This is a genomic window from Microbacterium sp. Beta, assembly GCF_005502545.1.
Taxonomy (GTDB): Bacteria; Actinomycetota; Actinomycetes; order Actinomycetales; family Microbacteriaceae; genus Microbacterium; species Microbacterium oxydans.
In genome coordinates, this window is record NZ_SCOG01000001.1 from 1 (window position 1) to 25,428 (window position 25,428).

A 25,428-nucleotide genomic window follows, 5' to 3' on the forward strand; every position below is an offset into this window, starting at 1 on the left:
GGCTATCGGAGTGCTGGGTGTTGTTCGCGTGGGTGTTCGAGGTTGGGTTTTGGTGTGTTGGCTCGTGCCGCTGCGGCCTGGGCTTGGGTCTCTCTGTTGTGGTGCCAGTGGCAGAGTGTGCGGACCATGTGCACTGTGGTCTGCTCGCCCTCGTGCCATTGGCCGATGTGTGCGGCTTCGAGGCGTGTGGTTTCGGGGCATCGTTGCCCGTTGCGCTGGGTCTGTGTGCATTGGTTGCCGTCGCGGGTGAGGCATGCTTCCCGTACGGCGGTGGGTACGTGGGTGGGGCGGTTGTTCTCCCAGGCCATCGCTCCCCCTTAGTCGTCGTCCCACTGTGCGACAGGGCGCATGACTCGGGGCGTGACGTGGTTCTTACGGGCCGCGATGTTCTCGGCATGGCATTCCTGCTCACACGCCATCATGGCGGTGTAGCTACCCCGGTCGGTTCCGCAGAGCTCGCACACATACCCGGTCATGGTTCGTCCCCGTACGCGTCGATGCGGGCTGTGAGGTTGAGCTGTGGCTGGCGTGGCTGGGATCGAACCAGCGCATTCTCGATTAACAGTCGAGGGCTCTGCCTGCTGAGCTACACGCCAATGTCCCGTATGCGGCTCCGGGAGAACGAGCACTGATTCAGTTGGTGAGCTCCCGTCGTGGGGTGCTCTATGTGCCGCGTGTCATTGCGGCGTCCTGCGACCGAGCTAACCGCGACGCTGGGTCAACGATCTGCCGGGAGGAATGAAGAAAGCCGCCCTCGTGGTGAGTGGCGGCTTGGGGGGCTGGGAACATAGTTCTTGAGCCTCGCGGCTACTGTAGCAGGTTTTGCAGATTACTTCCGTGGGCGTCCCGGTGTTTTCTTGGATGCGTTCCGGAGGTCTCGGATGTTGTACCAGATCACGTCACCGGGCCTCACGGTGCGGACGGTTCCTTCTCTGGCCCACCGGTAGATGGTGTGGGTGGATCTGCCAGTGATTGTGGTGGCTTCGTCAAGCTGCACCCAGTCGTCTAGTGCGCCCAATGGCTTCCTCCGTTCGCTTGATCTCGGCGTTGACGAGTTCGACGAGGGTCTTGAACTCGTCCTCGGTGTAGGCGCGTGAGCATTCGGTGCACGCGATCTTGACGGGCTGCCAGATGCCTACGGGTGGTGTGTAGCGGATGGTCTCGCCGGCGCAGCCTTGGCAGCGAACGTGGCGGACCTTGCGGGGCTTGTCCTCGATCGGCCAGCGTGCCATCGCGGTTTCGACCTCGCGGGTGAAGTCTCGTGCGGTCATGGCGCCGATGTCGTCGTTGGCGATGTCTTCGAGGTTGGCCCAGTATCGGAGCTCGCGGGAGAGCCTGGTGATTTCTTCGGCCGCGAGCCACGTCGGCGGAATGCCGACCGGGTGGTTCGACGACGGGGCGCGCACTTCCTCGACTCCGCCCTTGATGTACCCGGCGACGCGGAACCACGGGACGACCTTCTGTGAGTTGTGCACGGCTTTCTGGAACCGGTCGAACTCTTCCCATGTGAGGTAGCCGACATTCGCGTGATCGCTCACGTGTCCTCCTTCGTGTCGTGGCATGCGCATTCACAGGCGCATGGTTGGTCGGTGATGTTGTTCCATGCGTCGCCCGTACAGGCGGCGCACTTCCCGTCCCTGCAGTCGGGGCTGAGGATGTCAGGCATCGTCGGCCCCTTCCTGCTGAACGGGCACCATCCGGACGATGCCGGCGCTGCACGACTTTGGGAACCGGCAGCACCGCGGGTCGAACTCCATTGACGCGCAGCCCGGCCACGCCTTCACGCACTCCGGGTCACGCTCGTCGACGAGGGGCACGGCTTCCGGTTCCTTGAGGGTCTGCGCCTGTCTCGCCAAAACGGGACTGCATGAACCGCAGGGAGTCGGTGTGCTCGGTGATCGCCTCATCACACACCCCCAGCAGGATCGATCCGGGTGATGAGCGAGGAGACCTTCTCAGCGCCGACCGCTCCGCTCGGGTAGCTCTCGACCAGGCGCGGGTCTTCTTGCTCGATGCGGCCCCGCGTGAGTTCCTGGATGATGCGCCGCGCCTCCCGCTTGCTCGGAGCCTTCACGACGTGGATCATCTCGAAGTCCTGTGTTACGCCTACCTTGTACAGCCGTTCCGATGTCATCGCACACCCCCAGCAGCACGCAGAGCGGCCCAGCGCAGAGCCTTCGCGGTCAGCGCGTGAAACGCCGGGACCGTCTGACTCATCTGGTTCGGGTGTTCTACGAGACGTTCGTGTTCGCGAGCGAGGTCTTCAAGCGTGAAGGGTTCGCCCGGGATGCGGTTGCTGTCTCGTTGCTCACGGTCGGTCAGGCATCCCTCGCAGTAACCCGCATCACCACTCGCATGCCCCGGCCCGGTGTGTGCCACCGTGCGCGACCGCGCGTCGGACGGTTCACCCTGCGCCGATTCCCGCCCCTCAGCGAACGCGCACCGGTCGCAAACCACGATGTCGCTGTTGATCTCGTCGCCGCCGACGACCGGGAATAGTCCGCACCGCGCGCACATGACGATGACCCGATTGGACGGTTCGGACTGCGGCTCCGGAACCACGGAATGACGGAGAGCGTTCGCGATCTCAGCATCGGTGTACGTGCGCCCCCACGGAGACTCCTCGAAGTTGTGATCTCGAAGCAGGAACGCGATCAGATCTCGCCGCTCGTCGTCGGTAGGGGTGTGCGCCTTCTCGAACACGGCCAGAGCAGCGGCGGCGAAGTCTCCATACGTAGACTCCTCCACATGCGCCTTGCAGATCGCCTTCGCGGCTCCCTCGATGAGTGTGTCTCGATCAATCATGGGTCTCTCCTTCGCGGTCTTTGACAGACCAGCGGCTCGGGTCAAGCACCTGGTCAAGGTCCGAAAGGGTGTGGGTGCCCCGCTCGATACCGAACCAGACCCTGTGGGCCTCGGTCAGAATCGCTCGAACCTGCGCGGAACGACGGAAGCCGAACCCCGCAGCGAGAACGGCATCGGTAATCGAGTCGGTTATGGGGGAGATGTCGGCTCCGAGGATGTGCGGCTGGGCCTTTCGCGGATAGTTCGATGCATTCCATGTCACAGACTGGACAGCTCGACGCAGTGCCTCCCGCTCCTCGATGGCCCGGTTCCCCTGCTCGGCGTCATCGATCAGCTTCTTGTTGTCGGTCACTGTTCGTCCTCCTGGTCTTCTTCGTGGATGCCGAACCGGGTAACCTCAGCCAGTTCAGACGGGGTGAGGTCAGTGGTGGGTGTGCTCATGTGAGTCTTTCCTTCGTGAGTTCGTCGACCCTTTCGGGCCGGTGGGTGATATCAGTGACGATCAGCTCGAAGTGGGCTGTGTCGGTGTCGCGTTTCTCGATGCGGGGTGCGATCTTCACGCACCATTCGGGGCTGTCATCCGGGACCAGGTGTGCAGACACTCCCCTGTCGGATGCGAGACCATCAGCGGCGGCTTTTAGGAGCGGGAACACGTTGTCGGCGTCCCGTTTCCGGCTATCTGTGACGGCCCACACCAGTTCCACCTGCATGCGCCCCATGGTCGGGATGCGGGCGTTGCGGGCAAGGGTGACGACGAGCGCGCGTACCTCTGCGGTGGACTTCGCTTTCGGTGCCCAGTGGCCTCGATAGTTGGCTGACAGCCCCTTGGGTGGGCGGGGGTAGGGGAGCTCAAGAATCCAGGTCATCCGGATACCTCCGCGAATACTTGATCCCATGCGTCTCGTTCTCCCGCGGGCGCGAGGAGGGCAGACAGCACAGCTTGGGCGAGCAGTGGCGGGACCGCGTTGCCGATGGCGAGGAATCTCTCCCCTTGGTTGCCAGGCCACGCCATGTCAGTCGGGAACGACTGCAGGGCGGCAGCCTCGAGGTATGTCAGTCGGAGTGACGTTCCCGACTGCTCGCCGTGGCGTTCTACTCTCCCGGCGCCCATTGCCTTGCGCGCAACCCACTTCATCCGGTCGGCCTTGCTCGTCAGAGTCGGCGCAGGTTCAACTCCGTCACGCTCGCCCAGCTCGCCTGTCGATCCATCCGAGTAGTTCGAACGCAGCACGCGCCCCTCGCCCTCGAACCCGAGCGCTTCCGCCATTGACACCCACTTCTTGACGCCAGGGTCGAGAAGTGTCGGGTCGATGGAGTAGTACCGGGAATGGGTAGGGGTCGGCGGTGAAACCTTCCCATCGAGTCGAGCCATGAGGATGGCCCGCTTGCGGGTCTGCGGCACGCCGTACTGTTCGGCGCGGAGGATGCCTGCCCACACCGAGTAGCCGAACCTTCGGAGGACTCGGGCTATGGCATGCCATACCGGCAGCACCTCGGGCACCTGCTCCAACGCGACGAGTTCGGGGCGGTGTCCCCAGATGTGCGCGAGCGGCGTCAGCACTAGCGCGGTGCGTGGGTCCATGTGTTCCGTGAGTCCGTGGAGGCTGGCTGCGTCCTTCCACCGCTCTTCGTCGATCGCGGTCAGCACGTCATCCAGGGCTGCCCGCCCCTCACCGTTCCCGGCCATGCTGAACGTCTGGCACGGCGGGGAGGCAATGTAGAGCCGGTGGGCGGGCACAAGCGACGGGTGAAACAGTCCTGACCAGACGTCCCGGTAGATGGTGCGCATGCCGTTTGCCGACCGGATACGGATCAGGCTTGACGCGTTGTCGACCCCGTACTCCCGGATGTCGAGACGATGCGCAGCGATACCCCACCCGACGCCAGCGAAATGATCGACAGCGATGGTCTTCGCGGCCCCTACATGCGCTTCGTGCCCGAACAGAGTGGCCAGACCACAGGCCTCGCAGTGCTTCCGCGTCGCTGGGTGGCGGTATCCGCACTGGTCGCAGTCGATGACCGGAATGCCGGTCTGCGTAGTCTCCCCTTTCATGAAGCAGCCCCCGTGGTTGCGGGGGCTGGGGTGGGCGTGGGGCGCCGGTTCCGGTCGGGGTTGCGTTCATACCCGGCGTTGTTTCTGGAGCCGGTGACTTGGCGGCGGTTGAGGCCGAGCTTGGTCGCGATTTCCCGGTCGGTGAGTCCCTGGTTGAGCAGTTCGCGGAGTGTGTGGCGTGGGATGAGTGCGAGCCCGTCGCCGCGTGCCTTGTTTGCGGCTGCACGGCGGTCTCCTTGGGATGCCCCGGCGCGTACCCCCGTGCGGGCTCGTTTGGCTCTCAGATCGGCTTGTGCGGCTTCCTGTGCCTGCTTCTGTTCGGCGGCGACGATCTCGGTCGGTGTCATGCCGGCTTTCATTTGCCGGTTGAATGCCCAGTCACCGTTGAAACGGGTGAAGACCGTTTTGCATGAGACATCGGCAGGGCAGTGGGCGGTATTGCAACCGTCCTGGAAGCCCTCGATCGTGCCGTGCGGGTAGGTGGTGTCGGTGATGATGTCGGCGTTCATGCTGTCTCCTCGAAAACGAAGGTCTGTTGTGCGAGACGTTCAGCGGCCTTGCGGGCGTAGTCCTCACGGATCTCGAACGCGACACATCGTCTGCCCATCTGGCGGGCGACGATCGCTGTGGTAGCTGACCCCGCGAAGAGATCCACGACAAGCCCGCCAGGCGGAACGCTGTACTCGATCAGCGGAGCGACGATTCCTTCAGGCTTCTGCGTGGGATGGATCGCGCGACCGTGCTCTGATCGGACGTACTGCACGGATCGCATGAGACGCGGCCCACCATCCTCAGACCGGTAGGCGGATTCCTCGATGTTGCCGGTGTGCGTTGGTCGTGTCTTGCGGCGAACGGTTCGCGGTGTCGCATCGGCCGTCGTGGGCGTCTCGTGCCTGAGGTCGGCCCAGTCCCCGCGATACCAGAGGACGGCGAGTTCGTGGACGCGTTTGAACCTGTCGGCGTGGAACCCGGAGCCGTTGTGCTTCTCCCAGATGATCTCCTGCGAGAGATTCCAGGTCGCGAATTCAGCGGCGTTGTCGTGGAACATTCGAAACGACCCGAAGCACCAGAGTGCATCCGTGATCTGTGCGGCCTGCTCGGGCCAGCCTTTCGGCCAGCGGTCCCACTCGAGCGACGTTTCCCCGTACGGCGGATCGGTCACGATGGCATCGACGTGCTCACCGAAGTCGGCGTCTCGCCAGTCGCCATGATGGAGTGTCACCCACTCGTCCTCGTACATGATCGTCATGCGATGTCCTTCTCTCGTTCGCCGGCGAGGTACCGCCGTAGCTGTTCGGTCTTCTCCTGGAAGGCGACAGCGAGTGATTCCTTCACCGGAAGAGCGATGATGCTCTCCCGGCGGAGTCGTCGCCGCCGCGTGGGTGAGTTCTGCAGGTCGTTGATGAAGTCGGTGAACCATTCGTCTGAGAGTCCCCAGTCGGTTGGTCGCCCTGGTGTGGGGGTCATGCTTGCTCCGTCAATGGGAAAGGGGCCACTACCCGTGTTGCTGGGAGGTAGTGGCCTGTGGATAACTGTTCGCTCCGCAGAGCGCATCTTCGATAGAAGATGTAGCTGTAGGTGTAGATGTAGATGTAGATGTAGTAGCGCCGGTCTAAGGCTCGACCGAGCTTTGGGTCAAACGTTGCTCGTAGCGTTGGTCGTAGACATGTCGGCGAATGGCAGGAACCCTGGGAAGTCCCACGTGAGTTCCGTCTTCGTCTCACGCACGGCCACAGCCGGTTGCTTGAGGACCGTCATCACCTGCGGCTTCTCCCACGCCGGGAGATCCTTGTTCGCCTTCTTGTAGCGCTGCAGCTCGTGGACGACGACGGCCCGGATTTTGTTCGACGCAATCGCCCCGTACGCCTTCGCCATGGACACAGCGAGGCGGGGTTGTCTCATCAGCCCGTCGTGCCTCACCCATGATCGGACCAACACTTCGTCGGTGGTCTGATCGAAGACGCAGAACCACTTGTCGGCGAGCTCCTGAGCAGCGACCATAACGTCACCCGATGTCATCTCTCGGGACATCGCGGCGAGGCGGCCAGGGTGGAACTCGACGCACCCGCAGTAGTCGAGCTTCGGGTGAGACACGAGCTTGAAGTACAGCGCCTGTGCCTGGGGTGTCAGGTCGCGGAAGTCAGCATCCGACCAAATGTCGATGCTGATGTTCGCTCTATCCCGTGCCATTACCCCTCCTAGTGATGAGCTCCGCGCTGAACAAGGGTTCGGATGGTGGAGCGTCCCGCGCCATCGCCAAGTGAGCGCGCTCAGGTTTGCGGTTGAAGATGGGGCGATGCTCACTGATGAGCATCGCCTCCACCTTCAATGCATCCATGCGCGTCGGGTATCCGCTGACGATCACACAGAATGGCTCCATTCGTTCGAACCACCATGAGCGGGCACGGTGCTCTCCCCACCTCGCTGGGAAGCTCCGAGAGATGCCGACATAGACGGGTTGAGATGCGGCGTAGTGACTCCGCTTGTCCTTCTCGAAGATCTCGTACACGAAACACTCCGTGTCGCTAACATCACCGATTAGCCATGCCGTTTCGAACGCCCGCCCAGGACGATAGCTGTCCGGATCGCCCTCCCATGAGGGTCTGAATTCAGCCGAGACCAAGAGAGTCATCGCGCTTTCCTTTCAGTCGAGGCATCGGCATGGCCTGATGCAGAAGCAGTCGGGGCAGACGACCTCACGGGGTCCGATATCGAACTTGGACCGCTTCGGGGTGCACTGGTCGTGCCTGAGTTCGTCGTCATCGTCGTACCTCACCGGGTCTCCGGGATGGATGCGGTGACCGCATTCCGCGGCACAGGTGCCGTCGTAGCGGGCCGGGAACACATGACCGGGAGTCATGACTGATCCCGGTTCGCGATCTCGAGCAGCACGTCGGCGTGGCATGGCTGATCGAGCGGACACCAGCACGCGAGGTTCTTCCCGGCCAACTGGGCGAGTGCCATGTCTCTGGAGGCGCGGGCGTTCTCACTGTCGCCATAGGTGAACCACTCTCGGAAGAAGCGCACTGCGGTCTCGCGATCTTGGACGATTCCCCCGAACCGGCCGTTGAGTGTTTCGAACCATGCGAGACCCCCGACCGCGAATGGGTTCCCCCACCTGGACGGGCGTGCAACGACGACCGTGTTCTCCGGCTTGCGCCACCCCTTCTTCCGGGACAGCTGGATTCGTTCAGGCATGGTCAGTCCTTCAGGTAGATGAGTCCCCAGTGGTGCAGGAACAGTTCTTCGGCGGGGTCGCAACGCCCAGATGGGAGCGACCACCCTTGAGGTGGGTTGGGTCCGTGTGCGAGGCCGTGACAGCCGGTGTGGTTCCCCCACCCGCACAGCGCGACGAGGTTCGAGGCTGTGTGCTTCCCTCCACGGGACCGGTACTTCCGGTGATGCAGTTCGAGGGGTGCGATCTTGCCGCACCCCTCGCATCTGCCCTGCGCCCGCTCGTGCACTGCTGCACGGATCTTCGCGGGGATCGCACTCACGTCCGGAACCTGATGAGCTCGGCCAGGTGGTCGGCTTCACTGAGCCGCAACGGGCGTTCGCCCTTCTCGATCTGGGAGACGGTGGCCTGAGCCCATTTGAACCCGCGATCCGTCACCGCAGCTGCGAGCTCCTTCTGCGACAGCCCTGCACGTTCGCGTGCGGTGGCGACGTCGGCCCCGATCTGTTCCTCGGTCTGAGGAGTGCGGATCTTGGCCGGCTTGGCGCCGTCGAGGATGCCGAGGTTGCGGAGCGCCCGCGACCTTGCGATGGTGTCGGCTGATTCGAGGGGCGACCCAGCGATGATCGCGTTGTCGTCCTTCGTGGACCCTTGCGCCCACGCGGTCGCATCCGGCCGTGACACCATCCCGAATCCGGGGCGTTGGAGGTAGGCGGCGGCGTTCATCACGTAGGTGACGTGACCATCTGGGTGCTCAATGACCCGGTCGATCGTCGCCTCCACGTACCCGTTCGGGTGTGCCTCGCGGAATGCGGCGAACCGTTCCGCTGCGGTCACGAACTCTTCATCCATGACCTGTGCGTGAGGTTTCGGGAGACGGGATCTCCTTGTGTCTTCGGGGATGTCGATGTCGTCAGTCATGTCGGCTCTCTCCTACTTCGACTCTCTGCCTACGCGGACGGGCTTTGCCCCCTCGATCGATGACCTGCTGACGCTGCCGGAGTGCTGAGCAGATGCGACAGCGCCGCGCCATCCCGTACTGGATCCTGATCATCTGAGTGTTCTCAGGCGTGAACTCGTGCCCCCTCTTGCAGTGCGTCTTGCCCGCGTTGAGCGCTGATGGACCCGAACTCCTGAGGATGTTGCTCTTGCCTGGAATGCAGGCGAGATGGGCGGGGTTCACGCACAGGCGATGCGGGCACTCGATCCCCCCCTGGCAAGTTGATGGGTCATGGCACGTGTGATCGACGTGATGCCCGTCCGGGATCTGCCCGTGAATGAGCTTCCAGACGACGCGGTGGGCTCCCGCGGTCCTCATGCGGGTCGGGTCGTAGGCCTGGCCGTACCCTGCAGGGCCGGCGTTCCCTCGCCACGGCCAACACTCGTCGTCGGGGAGATCGGGAACTCTGTCTCCGAGCCTCTCAAGCTGCGGGTACTTCATGCGGAACTCCCCTCGAACTCATCCAGATAGGCGTTGATGTTCCAGACGGGTGCCTGGAGGATGCCGATCGGCCCACCGGAGCGGGTCTTGTACCCGGGCCACTCCCCCGTCTCGAGGGCACGGGCATACCGTTCCCGGGCCTCACGGGCGCGTCTGCGGGCCATGAGGAGTTCGTCGGCTCCGAGGATGTGCACCGCTGTGAGGTAGGGCGCGTGCGCCTCGACCACGGCGAACAGGTACGGTCTCGTCTCACCCGTGATCAGGTTGTAGGCGTGCTCGTAGTGGGCCTGTTGGATGTCGTACCCGAACCGGAACGCGTGGATCGCGAACTCCGACTCAGACGCATCCCCGGCGGTGGTCTTCATGTCCACGATCCGCGGTCCCAGCCAGTCCAGCCGCCCCCGCAGCGCCACCCCTGTGTCGGGGTCGGTGGCGAACATCGACACCTCCGGGTCACCCGATGAGAGCAACGCCTTCACGGTCGGATTCGACAGCACCGATTCGGCCATGATGTCCACCACCCGGGCCGTGACCCGCTTCACGGGGATCAGCCCACGGTCGCGGGCGTCCGCTTCGAACGCCTTCGCAGCCTTGGTGGAGATAGCCCCGTTGGACGCGAGCACGTTATCCAGTTCGGTCCCGTCGTACTCGAACCGTTCCGGGCCGTTCCCGTCCGGGTAGACCGCGATCTGTGCCCCCACACCGAGCACCTTCGAGTGGACCGCTGAACCAAGGTCAAACTCGGCCTTCGATTCCTGCGGCTTCTCGAGGTAGTGCTTCAGGTGAGCCGGCGACTGGAGGATCTTCTTCGCCCCGGTCGAACTCAAGCCCGGCTGCCGGTGGTAAATCTGCTCGTCGAGTCCGTAGACCAAGCCGTTGTAGTCCGTCACGATGCGTCCTCCGGGGTGCGTCGGACGCCTGTGACAGTGCCGGAGAACTTCTCGAACCCGGCGTCGACGAGTGCCGCCATCGGGTTCTCGGCGGCCTTGATGCCGTCTCCCTTGGGGGTGATGATGTCCCAGGTTCCGTCTCCTGCGACCCATCCGAGTGCCTCTTCCGTGTCGTCGGTGGTAGTCCAGACCCAGACGTCCTTGTAGGTTGCGTCTTCCCAGGGCTTCCGCTCGGGGTGAGCCTCGATGTACTCGTAGGCCAGTGCCTGCAGATCCGAGGACCACGATTTGATCGAGGCTTCAAGCTTGGGCACGAAGTGGAATGACCGTTCGTGATCCTCGTTCTGGAAGTAGATGCAGGTGTTGCGGCGCACAGCTGTCCACGTCGGGTCAGCCGCCGAACGCCACAGTCCGCGGGTTTCGTCACGCTCATGCTGGAAGAACTCACGAAGAGCGACGATGCCTTCCGGTCCGCCTGTGGCGTGAGTGTCGAGATACTGTCCCTCGTCTCCGCGTGCTCGTCGGCCGACGAGATAGACCTTGCCTTCGCGGTCAGGATCCATCGTGACCTCGATCCCGTTGCTCGCGGTGAATGTGTCGGTCATGTCTGGTCCTTCCAGTACGTGTGGGGGCAGTCCATCCACACGGTCGGGTTATGGGTGATGACCACTTCTCCGTGGTCAAGGCAGAGGGGGCACGTCATGAGCAGATCTCGAGACTGACGATCGAGAGGTTCTGGTAGATCGCTTCCCTGAGCGCTTCTGCGTACGCGAACCGCCACATATGTGCCGGGTAGATATCGACGACGTACGTACCCCGCATGACCTTCCAGCACCCAGACTCGGTGTGCTCCACACGGATTCGGTCGTTCACAGCTCGCCCTGCCGCAGCCGCTCGAGGGTGAGCGCTTCCTGTGCGCAGCGTTCCCGGAACTCGTGGAGCTTCACAGATCGTTCCGCGTCGGCTCTGGCTTCCTGTGCGAGCTGCAGTCTGTGTTCGAGCTCAGCGATCGATGTCATGTCTGGTTCCTTTCACCCAAAGCAGGCCGTGCAGGCGCAATGGGGGACGATGATGGGCCGACGTGTGCACGCCGGCGTGGGGGTGTGTGGTGGCTGCCCTGGTGTCGGGTGAGCGCACTTCGGGCAGTCGGGGTCACCCATTGAGAATCACGAGCCCGTAGACGAACCACCCACCAGCGAGGGCACCCGCGACCCCGGAGGACACGGCGGTGAACGTTGCCCACGCCCGGGTGTCGCGGAGGGGTACGAGGCGGGCGCGCCCATGGTCGTCCCACACATCCCCGATGAACGTGGCTTCCTCGTCGACGGCAAACAGGTAGCGGCCGTTGACGAGGCCGACGATCGTGTACGGTGCGTGCCCTCCGGGATGGAACATCGAAACCGCGTAAGGCGGCTCGCCCACGTCGCCCATGAGCGCTTCGGCGTCGTCGATGAACGCCCACGCCCGCTTCACCGGATCGCCCCACGTCGCAGGCCCACCGGGAAGGCCAATGGACAGCGCCTCGGCCAGCGTCCAGGTCTTCTCATCGTGCCAGCACTCGTCGGCCATGTTGCTATCCCGGCACCCCGGGCAGACGTACTCAGACATCGCTCTGCCTCTCAATCTCGACTTCAGTGACGACGTGGCCGTTTTCATCCGCAGCGCACACGTTCACCCAGTGAGTGAGGCGATGATCACGGTAGTCGCACCACTCGCCGCACCAGTCGATAACATCTCGTCCGCATTTCGCACACACAGCGGTGCGTGACACCGCGCCGTCAGCCTGTGTCTCAGTCATTGCTCTGGCTCCGAATCTCGACATCTGCCGGGCGGTCGCTCACGTATCCGTCGAGATACACGAGACCTTCCTCGGTCGGGTGAATGATCGACGTGAAGTTGTCCCCGTCGAAGCGAACGCGCAACCTGTGGTCAGCGCTCGTGATGCGCCCCTCGCGGCCGAGGTACGATACCCGTCGCCCTCGAATCGCCGGGACGCCGTAATAGCGGCGGACGTAGGCCATGCTCATGACTGTCTCCGAATCTCGTGTTTGGTGGTCTTTCGCCCGCTGCCGTGGCAACTCAGGCATTCGTGCGTGTCTTCCCGGTCATCGGCGCCGGGATGGATGATGTGACCGCCCCAACCGGAACAGTCCGAACAACGGGTGTCGGCCGGGATGGCCGCGTTCGGTCTTCGGTTCACTTCAGATCCCGTGGGTTGAATCCGTTCGCCTCGCTGAGCGCCTGCACTCGTTCCTGTGGGCGGTTGAGGTATTGACCGTCGAAGTAGCGGCCAAGAGCGGCCATGAGTGCGGGCCGGTCGCCATCCTCGAAGTCACTGAGGTTGTAGAAGTCATCCGCGAACGAGTTGCACGAGCAACCGGACCCAGAGCCCCAGAAATAGCGGCGCACCGACGGCGAGTACCACGCATGAAACTCGTCCCAGTCGTAGCCCCCGCCGAGATAGACGGATGTGACAGGAACCCAATCGAGTCCGTCAAGCCAGTCGCGGTTGCCGTAGAAAACGTCGGCGATCTGTGTCCCGCTCATGTGCTGCTGCTCCTTCGATTCGTCGTCGTATGGGTGAGGGCCGGGCTGATCCCCAGATCGCCCGGCCCTGCACTGGTCCGGCACCCCCAGAGCGCCGGTAGCGGAATTCCCCAGTCCGCCGCCTAGGAAGCGCGTCGCCTCTTGCGAGCTCGGTAAGCCCGCTTGAGATCGGCCTTGCAGGCTCTGCATACGCGCTTAAAGCTGCCCCCGCTGATGGTGTTGAGGGTGTTGAGTTCCGTGAACTCATGGCCGTTCTTGCAGTGCGTCTTGAGCGTGCGCGTACCCTTCCTCTCCACGGGGCGCTGGAGGCTCCATGGAATGCCCGTATTCCGGACGTAGTCGGCCGCGTTGTCCGCAGCCGTCCCCCACCGCAAGTTGCTGATGTGGTTGTTGGTCGGCACGTCGTCGTAGTGCAACCCCAGCGCGCCCTCGAACGGCGGCCCCACGAAGGCCTCAAGGACTAGGCGATGGGAGAAAACCTTCCGTTGAGTTCCCCGTCGCTTGATGCTGTAGAGGATGTAGCCGCCTCTGTTGACAGAGAAAGGCAGCAGGGCTCCGTTCACCCTGCGCACCTGTCCGTACTCAGATACCTCGTAGACGGACTCTGCATCGAGAACCGGTCTCCATTCCATGACAACCACTCCTTCCATGTGGTGGGAAGAGAAAGGGGCTGGTGTGTGATGCACCAGCCCCTGGGGGTCTCTCGGGAGTCGCACGCGGATTCCAGCCCGCGTGACCACTCAGAACCGATCCCCCACGTGTCGCCGCTCGGTCATACTCCGAGTCCACCGATCTCAGGCTCGGCGACGGCCACTAACCCTGTGGCTCTGGTTCCGGGCGACCAAACCCCGGCCAAGTCGACGCATCACCCTGCGTCTTGGTTCCGCCCGTACAGCTGTGGCGGCGAACTGTCGATATTCCTTCGACTCCACCCGGTTGCGTTCCTGAGGGGCCTGGGCTGCCTGCCCTACGGTCCATTCGTCCTCGTGCACCACAGGTTCACCGGTCCCCCACACGTCTTGTCGTGGGTTCTCCCTGATCCCGTAGCCCCCATCTGGGGGTGTCCGACACCATTGGCGTGGTGCCGGCATATCTTCACCGGTTGTGTTTGTTGAGTTGTCAGAGACCTGCGCGAGCGCACGCCGAGTAGCGCTACCCCCAGCGACGGGAGTAGAGCCGGATCAGATGACGGGGATCAGCCGGAGAAAGCCGCCAGACGAGTCAGAACACGGATCGCATGGACGATCTGCTCTTGTGCGATACGCCCGTACTTCCGAGGTACCCCGCTCAAGAACAGGTCACCGTCGCGGCCGAAGATCTCAGAGAGATACAGGTCTGCGTCGATTGGAGTTCCGCCCATGTCTCGGAAGTCGAGCAGGATCGGGTTGGTGGGGTTGGTCTGCGGGTACAGGGTGGAAGCGAACTCAGTCATCACACACGCTCCTCAGCGCCCGGGAAGCACTTCGGGCAGTGCTCGTTGTTCGAGCGACGCCACCAACGAGTCCCGCACAATGAACAGCGGACGAGCGAGAGGTAGATCATGGCGCCTCCTCGATAACATGCGCAGAGCAGGGAGCTTCAAGCTCGGAAGGCCATGCATAGCGCGCTACCCACTGCGACCAGTGGCGATTGCACAGCGGGATGTTCTCGGATCGTTTGACCTTGCGATCGCCACTCTCGGCGACCTCACACAGCCGGCAAGTCTCGCTCATCGCACACCTCCGACGCTCTTACATGCGTACGGACGACTATCGCGACGGACACCAGACCCAGTAACCACGACCGGATCGGCCGCGTCACGCTCAGCCCAATACCGGGCCGACGCGCGGAACTCCAGGACGAGCCACCCGTACACGGCGGCGATCGCACCACCGGCGGCGAACCAGAGAGGCAGGGTGTCGTTCACGACGCCACCTCCAGCGCGACGATGCGGCCGAGACGCCCTCGGAGCCGCTCGAGACCACGAACGGTCACACGAACCTGGGGCGGGTCCAACACGAGTTCCCCGGTGCGCGGGTGGTGGTGGGACTGTGGCTTCTCCGCCAGATACCCGGCATCCACCGCAGACTGGCGAGCCTTCCACTTCCCAGACGGGGCACGATAGATCCAGCCCAAACCGCTCAGCTGCCCGAACAGTCGCTGACGCCCGGTCTCGACGCCGGCGCGGGCGAGCATCTTCGCCGCGTCCGCGACTTCGTAGTCACCAGTGGCGGATGCGAGCTCATCCCATGCCTCAGCGCGGGGCGTGAGCTCGGCGACCTGACGTGCAGACGCTTCCAGCATCTGCTGCGCCTCGATCACCGCGAGAGCGAGAAGGTTCGCGCCCGTGGGCGCAACCTGCTTCCCGATCTCGAAGAACGCCTTCACGAGCGCCTTCTTGAACGCCCGCACCTGATCCGTGTTCCGCTGGAACGTCATCAGCAGGGTTGCCTGCTGCTCATTCAGGAGAGCAACGCGCACCTGGGAGTTGTTGTAGCCAGCCCGCATTTCAAATGCGACCTGCCCGAACTCCTCGAAGTCGGCGATGTTGTTGCCGATGAGCTGCAGCACCGCGCGGCGCTCGACGCCGGCGCCGTTCGCGATCGTCTCAGACGTGACTACGAACTCGCCGTCGTGCTGGATGATGTCGAGGGCGGTCATGACGACACCTCCTGCACACCCTTGAGTGTGACAACCCGTGTACTCCCAGGCAGCTTGCGTCTAGCAATCTGCTCTCTGTAGTGAACGGCTACCGCGGCCGCCTTGTCTGCCTTGCGCTGCATCTCGTCAGCCTGCGACTGCGCATAGTCGGCGTAGGCAGCGACGTGATCTACGGTCGCGATCTGCCACGGGATGTGAAGGAACTCCCCGTCCGCCATGAAGGTCACCCTGGTGTAGGGATAGTCCTCGCCGAGTGTGGTCTTACGCATTGCCCCGCGCGCAACTTCAGAGATCATCTGGCTGAAGGCCGGGTCGCTCGAGAACTCGCATTCCTCTTCGAGGCCCCAGTGCTGCACCTTCGATGCAACCTCATTGGCGAGTTCGCGAGTAGTGAAGGGCCGGTCAGACATGTCCAGCTCCACGAGGAGCGACGACGTGAGTTCTGAAACGCGTTGACGAGTCCTGGACTCCTCCACCTCGCGTTCATCTGCCTGACGTTTGGCGTTGTAGGCCTCGTGGAACTCCTGGTCGTCGGTCATCTTCTTCCAGAAGTCGCGTCGGTACTGAGCCGCGCGCTCCTGCGCCTCGGCCTCTCGAGCGAGCGCTTCTGGCGTCTGCGCGCGGTAGGCGCGGAAAGCCACGATGGGCGAAGTGCGGCCGTCTACGAAGTCGGTGACGCGCTCGAATTCTTCGTCCGACATAGAGACGAGATCGCGGCACATGGCGCGCTTCTGGGTGGCGAAGAGGTGCCCGCCGCCGAGCTGCCCGATGCGACGGATCAGCGCTAGTTCGAGCCGAACGGCTGCGATTCGCTGGTCTTCGGCATCCTTGAGCTTCTTGAACGCTTCCCGCAGTGCTTCAATCTGCGTAAGAACGTTCGCGCCCTGCTCGGGCGTCTCGATGAGGCGGATGTTCGCCCGCATCGTATCCATGGAAGTGGGCGGTTGCTGAATGTCCAGCTTCGCAAGGGCGCTCATGACACTCTCCTTGCCCGAGCGCGGGAAGGCTGAGCCCATGCGTCCTGCTGAGGCGGAGAGATTCTCGACGCCTCGAAAGTCTGCGGCTGGCTAACTGCCCTGTCTCGCAGTCGCGCCGATTCGTGGAGATACTCGACTGAGACGCCGAGGAAGTCGGCGATCTTGGCGATCTCGTCGAGCGTGAAGGGCTTGTGTCCGTTGAGTCTGCCGGAGACTGTGGGCCAGCTTAGGCCCAGCGGGGCGACAAGCTCGTTGAGCTTTCTCTTCTGGCTCCCCATCTCCGCTCTGACCGCGTCAACGATCGAGGAGGAGTAGGTGTCGGTGTTGGTTGGCATGACTCCATCATTGTCCGTAGTTACGGACAGCGCAAGTAGGGACTACAGATTCGTCCGTAATTGAGTACGCTTCTCACATGGGACGTAAGCCAACAGTCGGCGGCAAGGCCGAGCACTCACAGTTCGCGAAGGACATCACGGCGTACGTTGACAGCGTTCGCGAGGCCACCGGGCTGTCGATCCGCCAGCTCGCAGATCTCACGGAAGGCCAGCGAGGAAAGAGCTGGTGGGCAGACATACTCAACGGCAAAAACATCCTCACAACGAACGATGTTCACTACATCGCCACACTCCTCGGCATCAGCCCGTACGAGATGATCAACGAAGCCCGCCGGCTCGCCAAAGGACCGCTCAGCGCTGTACGGACGTTCAATGTCGATGGCATCACGGAAGATGACTACCAGCAGGAACCTTCGGCAGATCAAGTCATTCCCACTCGCAAAGCAGCGAAGCGGGGGGCACCGAAGGTACGAAAGGCGTTCGAGGGGGACGATGAGGGAGCTTCTGGCGATGGCGGCGAGAGCGGGGCTTGAAGTACACGCCATCGAGATGCCCGAGGGAGACCTCGGCTACTACGCGCACGACGAGCGGCGGATCTACTTCAACCTGCTGTGCACGCCGAACGAGCGGAGATGCGTGATTGCCCACGAGTTGGGACATCACCACTTCGGGCACGAGTGCGAGGATGACCCCGCTTCTGAGCGTCAAGCCGACACTTACGCGGCCACACTCCTCATAGACCCAGATCGCTACGCCGAGCTCGAGAAGACCAGCCACCACTCAGAGTGGATCGCTGACGAGATGAGCGTCACTTCCGAGCTGATCGAAGACTATCGCCGGCTGTGCCTTCAGCGGCTCGGGAACGTGACCTACGTGCGCCCACGTATGGGCGTCGGGCAGTGGGCTTACCGCTGGGCAAGCCCGTAGGCGTGCCTACAATGGGCCATTGCGATCCCCGGATTTGCCGTTAGACTGTACTTACGGACGCTGGCCCGAGCCCCGCGTCAGAACAACAAAAATCCCGCGTGATTCCGCGGCGAAACAGGCATTCGGTGGGTGTGGGCGTAACAGTTTCGAGTCCCGTTACTCACCCTCCAGAAGAAGGCCCGAATCGCAAGGTTCGGGCCTTCTTCGCATCTGTGCCTCAAATGATGCGCCCCCGCGAAGCCCTAGACTGACGACGTGTCGCTCGCGGTCTGGTTCTCGTTGCTGACCGCTTCCGTCGTCATCAGCTTCACGCCGGGGGCCGGCGCGATCAACACGATGTCGAATGCGATGAATCAGGGATGGCGTCGTTCCATCTGGGGCATCGTCGGGCAGCAGATCGCCCTGATCGTCCATGTGGCGGTCGTCGCCGCGGGAGTCGGGCTCCTCGTGTCCCGTTCGGAGCTTCTCTTCAACGGGATCCGCTACGCCGGAGCGGCCTACCTCGTGTTTCTCGGCGTCCGGCTGATCCTGACGAAGCCGACCGTGGCGGTCGAGGACGCACCCGTTCCGGTCGACTCCCGTGAGAGTCCGTGGTCGATGATCCGCCGCGGCTTCTGGGTGAACCTGCTCAATCCCAAGGCGATCGTGTTCTTCCTGGCGTTCATCCCCCAATTCGTCAGACTGGATCAGCCCCCGCTCCCCCAGTACCTCACGCTCATCGCGACCGTGATCGTGGTGGACGTGATCGTGATGTGGGGGTTCTTCGCGGCAGCCGCGCGTCCGTTCCGTCGCCTCACGCGAACCGCGCGCGGACAGCGAGTGCTCAACACGGTCTTCGGCACGCTCTTCATAGCGGTCGCCGCGATTCTCGTTCTCCTCCACTGAGGGCTGTCGCCCCTAGGCTGGAGGGGATGGACATGGATGCGGCCGCCTTCGAAGAGCTCGTGATCGACGAGCTCGATCTGCTCCCCGACGACATGGTCGAAGGGCTCGACAACGTGGTGTTCGTGGTGGAGGACCGCCCGGAGGACGGCAGCCTCGATCTGCTCGGTCTCTATGACGGACTGGCGCTGACGGAGCGGACGCAGTACGGGATGGGCGAACTCCCCGATCGCATCGTCGTCTACCGCGAACCGCATCTTGCGCAGTGCGAGACGGAGCAAGAACTCCGCGACGAGATCCACACGACGTTGGTGCATGAGATCGCGCACTTCTACGGGATCGATGATGCGCAGCTGCACGAGTTGGGCTGGGCATGACGATGCCCACGGCAGTCCCCGATCTCGAGGAGACGATCGAACTCAGTGCCGCACCTCTGGAGCCGTGGCAGGTCGTCGTCTGGAATGATCCGGTGAACCTCATGAGCTACGTCGTCCGCGTCTTCCGGAAATACTTCGGCTACTCGCTCGACCACGCGACAGCGCTCATGCTCGCGGTGCACAACGACGGGCACGCGATCGTGGCCACGGGTCCCCGGGAGACCATGGAGGTCCACGCGCAGGCGATGCACGACTACGGCCTCTGGGCGACGGTCAGAAGGGCCTCCCCATGACTTCAGACCGCATCACCGTCACGATCAGCGCCATCGAGGAGCATCACCTGGCGATGCTGCTCGACGACTTCATCGAGCTCATCGGTGAATCGCGGAACGGCGAGGACCCGGCCGTCGACCGCCTGACGCCCAACCCGTATCCCGATGACCCCGACGCCGCTGCCGATTTCGCCGGGAGCACGCGGAAGGATCTGCTCGATCGGCGCCTCGCGGACGCGCGTCGCATGCGTGCTGCGCTTGAAGACGTCTCTGCCCCCAATGCGGGCCTCACGGATGCAGACGCGGTTCGCACTCGTGACCTCTCCATCACCCTGGGCGATCTGGAATCGTGGCTCCGCACCGTGACGGCCCTCCGGCTCGTGATCGCTGATCGTCTGGGGATCACGACGGACGAGCACGCGATGTCGGACAGCCGTCACGACGTGTACGACTGGCTGGGCTATCGTCTGGAGCTTCTCATCCAGGCAGCAGACGAAGCCGAGTCGGGCGCGTAGTCAGGGAACCTCGACGATACGCGTCGCCAGGGAGCGAGGATCATCCCGCTCGATGTGACGGCGTTCCTGCGCGGCCCAGCGGTCCCAGTGCGGGCGATAGGTGTCCCCGTCGCGAGCGAGGGCGCGCGCCTTCCGCGAGGCTTCGGCCGACTCCACCCAGATTCTGACGTCGGCGAGACCCGCCGTGGAGGGGCGAAGGATGCCGCTCCCCTCGACGATCACTCCGAGGGAGGGGTCGACGGCATGACTCTCCGCCTCGGACTGCTCTTCCCAATCCCAGCGGCGCCAGATGCCGATGTAGCCGCGCCCGTGCGGACCGAGGATCCACTCGCGGGCGCGCTCCGCGCCGCCGTCGAGTCCGTCCCAGCCCGGATAGAGGGAATCCAGGGCGATGAGCTGCACATGCCCGACCACGGGCCAACGTCTCACCAGCAATGCCGCGAGAGAGGACTTGCCGGCCCCGCTGCCGCCGTCGATGAGGACGACCGGATTCGCCGCGGCCACGGCACGGACGTCCTGCTCGATCAGCGCCGCGGCGTGCTCCAGTGCAGCCGCGACCGGATCGTCACTTCTTGAGGGCACGGATGATGCGAGTGAGCGCCCGTCCGGCGACCCAGACGAAGGGGACAGCGACCACGAGCAGCGTGATGATGTTGGGCTCGAAGCGCAGACCCTCCTCGCGACGCACGTACACGCCGACCGGGACCGAGACGCCACCGCCGCCGCCACCCTCGCCGCCGTCTCCGCTGCCGCCGCCGAATCCGGAGTACGTGAACGCCACCGGGGTGATGCTCACCCCACCGACGTCCTGTGGTTCTCCGTATGCGCTCTTCACGCCGAAGGACGCAGCCTGCTTTCCGAGTTCCAGTGCAATGTTCGGCATACCCCCACGCTAGCCCAGGAACCGCGCCTGCGCGTGATCAATCCACGCCGTGGGCCTTCGGATGCTGAGCGGCTCCCCGACCGTCGCCGCGACCTATGTGCCGCGCACGACTGATCGTCGCCGTGCCGAACCGAGCGACGGCCTCGTCGACGGCCCCCTCGACTTTGCGCCAGTCCTCATCTTCGTCCCAGAGAGCCAGACCCCCGCCGCCGGCAGGACGCAGGTTCTCGGCGCGAACACCGACGAGCCGGACGGGGTCTCGCCGATCGATCAGCTCGAACAGCGACTGCGCGGCCTCGCCGATGCGTTGCCCCACCGCGGTGGGTTCGCTCAAGGTCTGGGAGCGGTTCACCGTGCGGAAGTCGTCGAAGCGGATCTTGACGGCGACGGTCGAGGTCTCCCACTCCGCGCGCCGGAGCCGAGCCGCGACCCGGTCGGCCAGCCGCAGCAGTTCGGCTCGCAAGAACGGACGGTCGAGGATGTCGTGGTCGAACGTCTCCTCGTGGCCGATGCTCTTCTCCACCCGCTCCGTGTGCACCGCCCGCGGGTCTTCCCCCCTCGCGAGTTCTCCGAGACGCATGCTGAGGGCCGTGCCCACGGCGCGTTCGACCATTCCGGGGCGCGCATCGCGGACGTCCTGCACCGTGCGGATACCACGCGCCTCCAGAGCCTCCGCGGCTTTCGGACCGACGCCCCACATGGCCCGGACCGATCTCGGCGCCAGGAAGTCGAGGGTGTCCCTCGCAGCGACCACGAGCATCCCGTCGGGCTTGGCGATCGTCGAGGCCATCTTCGCGACGTGCTTGGTCGCCGCCACTCCCACGCTGCAGGTGATTCCCACCTCGTCGAGGACTCGTTGTCGGATGAGGTCGGCGATGCGTGCAGGGCTCCCCCAGAGTCGACGCACACCCTGCACATCGAGGAACGCCTCATCGACGGACAGCGGCTCGACCAGCGGGGTGAACGACTCGAAGATCGCCATGACCTGCCGGGAGACCTCCTGGTAGCGGTGGAAGTGCGGCGGGACGATGCGCGCGGTCGGGCACAGTCGAAGGGCCTGCGACACCGGCATCGCCGCCCGGACGCCGTAGCGTCTCGCCTCGTACGATGCGCTCGACACCACGGAACGCCCATCGGGAGCTCCGATGATCAGAGGCAATCCGCGGAGGGAAGGATCGTCGAGCACCTCCACGGCGGCGTAGAACGCGTCCATGTCGACATGGAGAATCCGCGTGCCGGAGTCGTCGGCGTCGGGGGCGGATACGATCCGCCCCCGTCCGTCACCGTGTCCCATACGACCATTCTCCCCCGGGCCTCCGACACGAGGCCCGGGACGGCGCGCTACTGCGCAGCGCGCTCGAGAATGAGCTCACGGACACGGGCGGCGTCCGCCTGGCCCTTCATCGCCTTCATGACGGCCCCGATCACGGCGCCGGCGGCCTGCACCTTGCCGTCCTTGATCTTGGCCATCACATCGGGCTGCGCTGCGAGGGCCTCATCGATGGCGGCGATCAGCGCTCCGTCGTCGGAGACCACCGCGAGCCCACGCGAGTCGACCACTTCCTGCGGCGAACCCTCCCCGGCGATGACGCCCTCGAGCACCTGACGCGCGAGCTTGTCGGTCAGGGTTCCCGCATCGACGAGCTGCTGCAGAGCAGCCACGCTCTCCGGGCTGATCAGCTCGGTCGCGTCCTTCTCCTGGGAGTTCGCGATACGGGTGATCTCACCGGTCCACCACTTGCGCGCGGTCGCGGGGGTCGCCCCGGCGGCGATGGTCGCCTCTACGACCTCGAGCAGACCGCCGTTGCGGACATCCTGGAACTCCAGGTCGGTGAATCCCCATTCGGTCATGAGGCGGCGGCGGCGAGCCACCGGCTGCTCCGGAAGCGCCTCGCGCAGTTCCTCGACCAGCTCGGCTGACGGCTCCACGGGCAGCAGATCCGGTTCCGGGAAGTAGCGGTAATCGTCGGCATCCGACTTGGGCCGTCCCGGCGAGGTCGTGCCGGTGTCCTCGTGCCAGTGCCGGGTCTCCTGCGTGATGGTGCCGCCGTCCGCGAGGATCTGCGCCTGACGCTGGATCTCGTATCGCACGGCCCGCTCGACGGAGCGCATCGAGTTGACGTTCTTCGTCTCGGTGCGGGTGCCGAGCTTCTCCTGTCCGCGCGGACGCAGGGAGACGTTGGCGTCGCAGCGCAGGTTGCCGCGCTCCAGACGCGCTTCGGAGATACCGAGTCCCCGCACGATGTCGCGGATGGCCTGCACATAGGCCTTCGCGACCTCCGGCGCACGGTGGTCGGTGCCGAAGATCGTCTTCGTCACGATCTCGACCAGGGGCACGCCGGCGCGGTTGTAGTCGACGAGCGAGTACTCGGCGCCCTGGATGCGCCCGGTCGCACCGCCCATGTGGGTCAGCTTCCCGGCGTCCTCTTCCATGTGCGCGCGCTCGATGGGGATCGTGATGAGCGTCCCGTCCTCGAGCTCGACCTCCACCGAACCCTCGTACGCGATCGGCTCGTCGTACTGCGAGATCTGGTAGTTCTTGCCCAGGTCGGGGTAGAAGTAGTTCTTCCGCGCGAACCGGCTCGATTCGGCGATCGAGCAGCCGAGAGCCAGACCGAGACTGATCGAGGAGCGGATTGCCGTCTCGTTCACGACCGGAAGCGAGCCCGGGAGCCCGAGGTCGACCGGCGCGATGAGCGTGTTCGGCTCGGCGGCATGGAAGGCCTCGTTCGCCGGGTTCGGTGCATCAGAGAACATCTTGGTGTTGGTGTTCAGCTCGACGTGCACCTCGAATCCGAGGACCGGCTCGAACAGCTCGAGCGCCTTGTCGAAGTCCATGAGCTTGGCGGCGGCCATCAGCGCTTCCCTCCTGCGAGCTGCGGTGCACGGGTGAGCAACGGCGCACCCCACGAATCGACGAGGAGCGTCTCGAGCGCTGCGCCGACCTTGTAGAGACGAGCATCCTCGCGCGCCGGAGCGATGAACTGGATGCCCACGGGGAGGCCGTCTTCGTCCGACAGACCACTGGGGATGGAGATCCCCGGGACACCGGCCAGGTTCACCGGGATGGTGGTGATGTCGTTGAGGTACATCTGCAGCGGGTCGTCGATCTTCTCGCCGAGCTTGAACGCCGTGGTCGGCGCGGAGGGCGTCGCGATCACGTCGACCTCGGCGAACGCGTTCGCGAAGTCCTGCTGGATGAGCGTACGAACCTTCTGGGCGCTGCCGTAGTAGGCATCGTAGTAACCCGCCGAGAGCGCGTACGTGCCGAGGATGATCCGGCGCTTGACCTCGTCGCCGAATCCGGCATCGCGCGTCGCGGACATGACGTCCTCGACCGTCGGGTTGCCGTCGGGGGTTACCCGCAGGCCGAAACGGACCGAGTCGAACTTCGCGAGGTTGCTCGACGCCTCCGCCGGGAGGATCAGGTAGTAGGCGGCGACGCCGTACTCGAAGTGCGGCGCGCCGATCTCGACGATCTCCGCGCCCTGGGCCTCCATCAGCGCGAGAGCGCTGCGGAAGGACCCGGCGACGCCGGGCTGGAAGCCGCTGTCGGGAAGCTCGCGGATCACGCCGACCTTGAGCCCCTTGAGCACGTCACCGCGCGCGCCCTCACGGGCAGCCTCGGCGAACGAGGGCCACGCATCGCGCAGGGAGGTCGAGTCCTTGGGATCGTGGCCGCCGATCGCGTCGTGCAGCAGTCCGGAGTCGAGCACGGTGCGGGAGACCGGGCCGACCTGGTCGAGGCTCGAGGCGAGGGCGATCGCGCCGTAGCGGCTCACACCGCCGTAGGTGGGCTTGACGCCGACCGTGCCGGTCACGTGCGCGGGCTGACGGATCGAGCCGCCCGTGTCGGAACCGAGCGCGAGCGGCGCTTCGAACGCGGCGACGGCCGCAGCCGAGCCACCACCGGAACCGCCCGGAATGCGATCGAGGTCCCAGGGGTTGTGCGTGGGGCCGTATGCCGAGTGCTCGGTGGACGACCCCATCGCGAACTCGTCCATGTTGGTCTTGCCGAGCGGGATCAGTCCCGCGGCGCGAGAGCGTGCGACCACCGTCGCGTCATACGGCGAACGGTAGCCCTCCAGGATGCGCGAGCCACTCGTGGTGGGCTGGTCCGTCGTGACGAGGACGTCCTTGATCGCGAGAGGGACTCCCGCGAGCGGGCCCAGCTCTTCACCCGCCGCACGACGGGCATCGATGGCTGCAGCCGCCTCGATCGCCCCTTCGTTGACGTGCAGGAACGCGTGGACGTCGCCGTCCACCGCGGCGATGCGGTCGAGATGAGCGCGGGTGGCCTCGACACTGGAGATCTCGCCGGAAGCGAGCTTCGCGGCCAGATCCGCCGCGTCCAGACGGATGATGTCGGTCACTGCTCTTCTCCCAGGATCGCGGTCACACGGAATCGGCCGTCGGCGGCATCCGGGGCGTTCTGAAGCACCTGCTCGTGCGTGAGCGTCTGCCCGACCACGTCGGGGCGGAAGACGTTGCTCAACGGGATGGGGTGGCTCGTCGCTGCCACGTCGGCGGTCGCGACCTCCGACACCTTGGCGATGTTGTCGACGATCGCGTCGAGCTGGCCCGTGAGCCGCGACACCTCGTCGTCGTTCAGCTGGATGCGTGCGAGCACACCGAGGTGGCGCACGAGTTCAGGGGTGATTTCAGACACTCCCCCAGTCTAGTTGGAGCACCCGTCACTCCTCTTCCCT

38 protein-coding genes and 1 tRNA gene are annotated in these 25,428 nt (G+C 64.4%); 6 read left to right on the forward strand and 33 right to left on the reverse strand.

Translation table 11 applies throughout. The features are described from left to right. Window positions 1-520: 520 nt before the first annotated feature. The 27 genes from FFS56_RS00005 to FFS56_RS00130 form a co-directional block, all read right to left on the reverse strand. Window positions 521-596, reverse strand: a tRNA-Asn gene (locus FFS56_RS00005). A 390-nt stretch (window positions 597-986) separates the two neighbouring features. Then, window positions 987-1,538: a hypothetical protein gene (locus FFS56_RS00010; RefSeq protein WP_137771874.1), complete on the reverse strand. Its 552-nt coding sequence runs from the start codon at window positions 1,536-1,538 to the stop codon at window positions 987-989. A 368-nt stretch (window positions 1,539-1,906) separates the two neighbouring features. Beyond that, window positions 1,907-2,086: a hypothetical protein gene (locus tag FFS56_RS00015; RefSeq protein ID WP_137772317.1), complete on the reverse strand. Its 180-nt coding sequence runs from the start codon at window positions 2,084-2,086 to the stop codon at window positions 1,907-1,909. A gap of 44 nt (window positions 2,087-2,130) precedes the next feature. Then, window positions 2,131-2,805 (reverse strand): hypothetical protein, encoded by a 675-nt coding sequence (locus FFS56_RS00020; protein ID WP_137771872.1) that lies wholly within the window; start codon window positions 2,803-2,805, stop codon window positions 2,131-2,133. Continuing rightward, window positions 2,798-3,157, reverse strand: coding sequence for a hypothetical protein (locus FFS56_RS00025; RefSeq protein ID WP_137771871.1), 360 nt, complete (start codon window positions 3,155-3,157; stop codon window positions 2,798-2,800). Before FFS56_RS00025 ends, FFS56_RS00020 begins: the two co-directional genes overlap by 8 nt. 85 nt (window positions 3,158-3,242) lie before the next feature. Continuing rightward, the gene (locus tag FFS56_RS00030) at window positions 3,243-3,671 is read right to left on the reverse strand and encodes a hypothetical protein (protein WP_137771870.1); all 429 of its coding nucleotides are present in this window, start codon (window positions 3,669-3,671) and stop codon (window positions 3,243-3,245) included. Then, window positions 3,668-4,492 (reverse strand): DNA cytosine methyltransferase, encoded by an 825-nt coding sequence (locus FFS56_RS00035; RefSeq protein WP_212742652.1) that lies wholly within the window; start codon window positions 4,490-4,492, stop codon window positions 3,668-3,670. Before FFS56_RS00035 ends, FFS56_RS00030 begins: the two co-directional genes overlap by 4 nt. A 362-nt stretch (window positions 4,493-4,854) precedes the next feature. Next, entirely contained in the window at window positions 4,855-5,367 is a 513-nt protein-coding gene (locus FFS56_RS00040) for a hypothetical protein (protein WP_137771868.1), read from the reverse strand. Next, window positions 5,364-6,107: a site-specific DNA-methyltransferase gene (locus FFS56_RS00045; protein WP_137771867.1), complete on the reverse strand. Its 744-nt coding sequence runs from the start codon at window positions 6,105-6,107 to the stop codon at window positions 5,364-5,366. The genes FFS56_RS00040 and FFS56_RS00045 overlap by 4 nt, the downstream gene beginning before the upstream one ends. After that, window positions 6,104-6,325 carry a hypothetical protein gene (locus FFS56_RS00050; protein WP_137771866.1) on the reverse strand — a complete coding sequence of 74 codons (222 nt, stop codon included), beginning with the start codon at window positions 6,323-6,325 and terminating at the stop codon, window positions 6,104-6,106. Before FFS56_RS00050 ends, FFS56_RS00045 begins: the two co-directional genes overlap by 4 nt. A gap of 168 nt (window positions 6,326-6,493) precedes the next feature. After that, entirely contained in the window at window positions 6,494-7,048 is a 555-nt protein-coding gene (locus FFS56_RS00055; RefSeq protein WP_137771865.1) for a hypothetical protein, read from the reverse strand. Next, a complete protein-coding gene (locus tag FFS56_RS00060) occupies window positions 7,035-7,490 on the reverse strand; it encodes a GIY-YIG nuclease family protein (RefSeq protein WP_137771864.1) in 456 nt (151 codons plus the stop codon). The genes FFS56_RS00055 and FFS56_RS00060 overlap by 14 nt, the downstream gene beginning before the upstream one ends. Before the next feature lie 224 nt (window positions 7,491-7,714). Then, a complete protein-coding gene (locus tag FFS56_RS00065) occupies window positions 7,715-8,056 on the reverse strand; it encodes a DUF4326 domain-containing protein (protein WP_137771863.1) in 342 nt (113 codons plus the stop codon). Window positions 8,057-8,058: 2 nt separating this feature from the next. Continuing rightward, entirely contained in the window at window positions 8,059-8,355 is a 297-nt protein-coding gene (locus FFS56_RS00070; protein ID WP_137771862.1) for an HNH endonuclease, read from the reverse strand. Further along, the gene (locus tag FFS56_RS00075; protein ID WP_212742653.1) at window positions 8,352-8,885 is read right to left on the reverse strand and encodes a helix-turn-helix transcriptional regulator; all 534 of its coding nucleotides are present in this window, start codon (window positions 8,883-8,885) and stop codon (window positions 8,352-8,354) included. Before FFS56_RS00075 ends, FFS56_RS00070 begins: the two co-directional genes overlap by 4 nt. Window positions 8,886-9,470: 585 nt before the next feature. Beyond that, the gene (locus tag FFS56_RS00085) at window positions 9,471-10,364 is read right to left on the reverse strand and encodes a PD-(D/E)XK nuclease-like domain-containing protein (protein ID WP_171010959.1); all 894 of its coding nucleotides are present in this window, start codon (window positions 10,362-10,364) and stop codon (window positions 9,471-9,473) included. Further along, window positions 10,361-10,969, reverse strand: a complete 609-nt coding sequence (locus FFS56_RS20380) for a hypothetical protein (protein ID WP_171010958.1) — start codon at window positions 10,967-10,969, stop codon at window positions 10,361-10,363. Before FFS56_RS20380 ends, FFS56_RS00085 begins: the two co-directional genes overlap by 4 nt. A gap of 264 nt (window positions 10,970-11,233) precedes the next feature. Further along, on the reverse strand, window positions 11,234-11,383 hold the full coding sequence (locus tag FFS56_RS20385; RefSeq protein WP_171010957.1) for a hypothetical protein: 150 nt from the start codon (window positions 11,381-11,383) through the stop codon (window positions 11,234-11,236). 133 nt (window positions 11,384-11,516) lie between these two features. Continuing rightward, window positions 11,517-11,933, reverse strand: a complete 417-nt coding sequence (locus FFS56_RS00090; RefSeq protein ID WP_137771859.1) for a hypothetical protein — start codon at window positions 11,931-11,933, stop codon at window positions 11,517-11,519. 221 nt (window positions 11,934-12,154) lie between these two features. After that, complete coding sequence (locus FFS56_RS00095; RefSeq protein WP_137771858.1) at window positions 12,155-12,391, reverse strand: hypothetical protein; 237 nt, start codon at window positions 12,389-12,391, stop codon at window positions 12,155-12,157. Window positions 12,392-12,560: 169 nt separating this feature from the next. Continuing rightward, complete coding sequence (locus FFS56_RS00100; RefSeq protein ID WP_137771857.1) at window positions 12,561-12,911, reverse strand: hypothetical protein; 351 nt, start codon at window positions 12,909-12,911, stop codon at window positions 12,561-12,563. 122 nt (window positions 12,912-13,033) lie between these two features. Then, complete coding sequence (locus FFS56_RS00105; protein WP_171010956.1) at window positions 13,034-13,543, reverse strand: HNH endonuclease; 510 nt, start codon at window positions 13,541-13,543, stop codon at window positions 13,034-13,036. 563 nt (window positions 13,544-14,106) lie between these two features. Beyond that, a complete protein-coding gene (locus FFS56_RS00110; RefSeq protein WP_137771855.1) occupies window positions 14,107-14,343 on the reverse strand; it encodes a hypothetical protein in 237 nt (78 codons plus the stop codon). Between the two features lie 276 nt (window positions 14,344-14,619). Continuing rightward, window positions 14,620-14,817: a hypothetical protein gene (locus FFS56_RS00115; RefSeq protein WP_137771854.1), complete on the reverse strand. Its 198-nt coding sequence runs from the start codon at window positions 14,815-14,817 to the stop codon at window positions 14,620-14,622. Further along, complete coding sequence (locus FFS56_RS00120; RefSeq protein ID WP_212742655.1) at window positions 14,814-15,551, reverse strand: phage regulatory protein/antirepressor Ant; 738 nt, start codon at window positions 15,549-15,551, stop codon at window positions 14,814-14,816. The genes FFS56_RS00115 and FFS56_RS00120 overlap by 4 nt, the downstream gene beginning before the upstream one ends. Beyond that, on the reverse strand, window positions 15,548-16,528 hold the full coding sequence (locus tag FFS56_RS00125) for a hypothetical protein (RefSeq protein ID WP_137771852.1): 981 nt from the start codon (window positions 16,526-16,528) through the stop codon (window positions 15,548-15,550). The genes FFS56_RS00120 and FFS56_RS00125 overlap by 4 nt, the downstream gene beginning before the upstream one ends. After that, window positions 16,525-16,863: a helix-turn-helix transcriptional regulator gene (locus FFS56_RS00130; protein ID WP_137771851.1), complete on the reverse strand. Its 339-nt coding sequence runs from the start codon at window positions 16,861-16,863 to the stop codon at window positions 16,525-16,527. Before FFS56_RS00130 ends, FFS56_RS00125 begins: the two co-directional genes overlap by 4 nt. A gap of 77 nt (window positions 16,864-16,940) precedes the next feature. On the opposite strand from FFS56_RS00130, the gene FFS56_RS00135 reads away from it, so the two are divergent. The 6 genes from FFS56_RS00135 (at window position 16,941) to FFS56_RS00160 (ending at window position 19,836) form a co-directional block, all read left to right on the forward strand. Beyond that, a complete protein-coding gene (locus FFS56_RS00135) occupies window positions 16,941-17,396 on the forward strand; it encodes a helix-turn-helix transcriptional regulator (RefSeq protein WP_137771850.1) in 456 nt (151 codons plus the stop codon). Then, window positions 17,356-17,790 (forward strand): ImmA/IrrE family metallo-endopeptidase, encoded by a 435-nt coding sequence (locus FFS56_RS00140; RefSeq protein WP_137771849.1) that lies wholly within the window; start codon window positions 17,356-17,358, stop codon window positions 17,788-17,790. Before FFS56_RS00135 ends, FFS56_RS00140 begins: the two co-directional genes overlap by 41 nt. Window positions 17,791-18,045: 255 nt before the next feature. Beyond that, the gene (locus FFS56_RS00145; RefSeq protein WP_046747042.1) at window positions 18,046-18,675 is read left to right on the forward strand and encodes a LysE family transporter; all 630 of its coding nucleotides are present in this window, start codon (window positions 18,046-18,048) and stop codon (window positions 18,673-18,675) included. Between the two features lie 26 nt (window positions 18,676-18,701). Then, on the forward strand, window positions 18,702-19,049 hold the full coding sequence (locus FFS56_RS00150) for a metallopeptidase family protein (RefSeq protein WP_046747043.1): 348 nt from the start codon (window positions 18,702-18,704) through the stop codon (window positions 19,047-19,049). 2 nt (window positions 19,050-19,051) lie between these two features. Beyond that, a complete protein-coding gene (gene clpS / locus FFS56_RS00155) occupies window positions 19,052-19,342 on the forward strand; it encodes an ATP-dependent Clp protease adapter ClpS (RefSeq protein ID WP_227751149.1) in 291 nt (96 codons plus the stop codon). Beyond that, complete coding sequence (locus FFS56_RS00160; RefSeq protein ID WP_046747045.1) at window positions 19,339-19,836, forward strand: DUF2017 family protein; 498 nt, start codon at window positions 19,339-19,341, stop codon at window positions 19,834-19,836. Before clpS ends, FFS56_RS00160 begins: the two co-directional genes overlap by 4 nt. On the opposite strand, the gene FFS56_RS00165 is transcribed toward FFS56_RS00160, so the two are convergent. Genes FFS56_RS00165 through gatC form a run of 6 tightly spaced genes read right to left on the reverse strand, consistent with a single transcriptional unit; the run spans window position 19,837 to window position 25,388 of the window. After that, window positions 19,837-20,418, reverse strand: coding sequence for a hypothetical protein (locus FFS56_RS00165; protein ID WP_082108562.1), 582 nt, complete (start codon window positions 20,416-20,418; stop codon window positions 19,837-19,839). Continuing rightward, complete coding sequence (locus tag FFS56_RS00170) at window positions 20,402-20,719, reverse strand: hypothetical protein (protein ID WP_046747046.1); 318 nt, start codon at window positions 20,717-20,719, stop codon at window positions 20,402-20,404. Before FFS56_RS00170 ends, FFS56_RS00165 begins: the two co-directional genes overlap by 17 nt. A 37-nt stretch (window positions 20,720-20,756) precedes the next feature. After that, window positions 20,757-22,013 carry a DNA polymerase IV gene (gene dinB, locus FFS56_RS00175; RefSeq protein WP_137771848.1) on the reverse strand — a complete coding sequence of 419 codons (1,257 nt, stop codon included), beginning with the start codon at window positions 22,011-22,013 and terminating at the stop codon, window positions 20,757-20,759. Window positions 22,014-22,060: 47 nt separating this feature from the next. Continuing rightward, window positions 22,061-23,575 (reverse strand): Asp-tRNA(Asn)/Glu-tRNA(Gln) amidotransferase subunit GatB, encoded by a 1,515-nt coding sequence (gene gatB, locus FFS56_RS00180; RefSeq protein ID WP_046747048.1) that lies wholly within the window; start codon window positions 23,573-23,575, stop codon window positions 22,061-22,063. Further along, complete coding sequence (gene gatA, locus FFS56_RS00185; RefSeq protein ID WP_127012213.1) at window positions 23,575-25,092, reverse strand: Asp-tRNA(Asn)/Glu-tRNA(Gln) amidotransferase subunit GatA; 1,518 nt, start codon at window positions 25,090-25,092, stop codon at window positions 23,575-23,577. The genes gatB and gatA overlap by 1 nt, the downstream gene beginning before the upstream one ends. Beyond that, window positions 25,089-25,388, reverse strand: a complete 300-nt coding sequence (gene gatC / locus FFS56_RS00190; RefSeq protein WP_026049703.1) for an Asp-tRNA(Asn)/Glu-tRNA(Gln) amidotransferase subunit GatC — start codon at window positions 25,386-25,388, stop codon at window positions 25,089-25,091. The genes gatA and gatC overlap by 4 nt, the downstream gene beginning before the upstream one ends. Window positions 25,389-25,428: the final 40 nt, after the last annotated feature.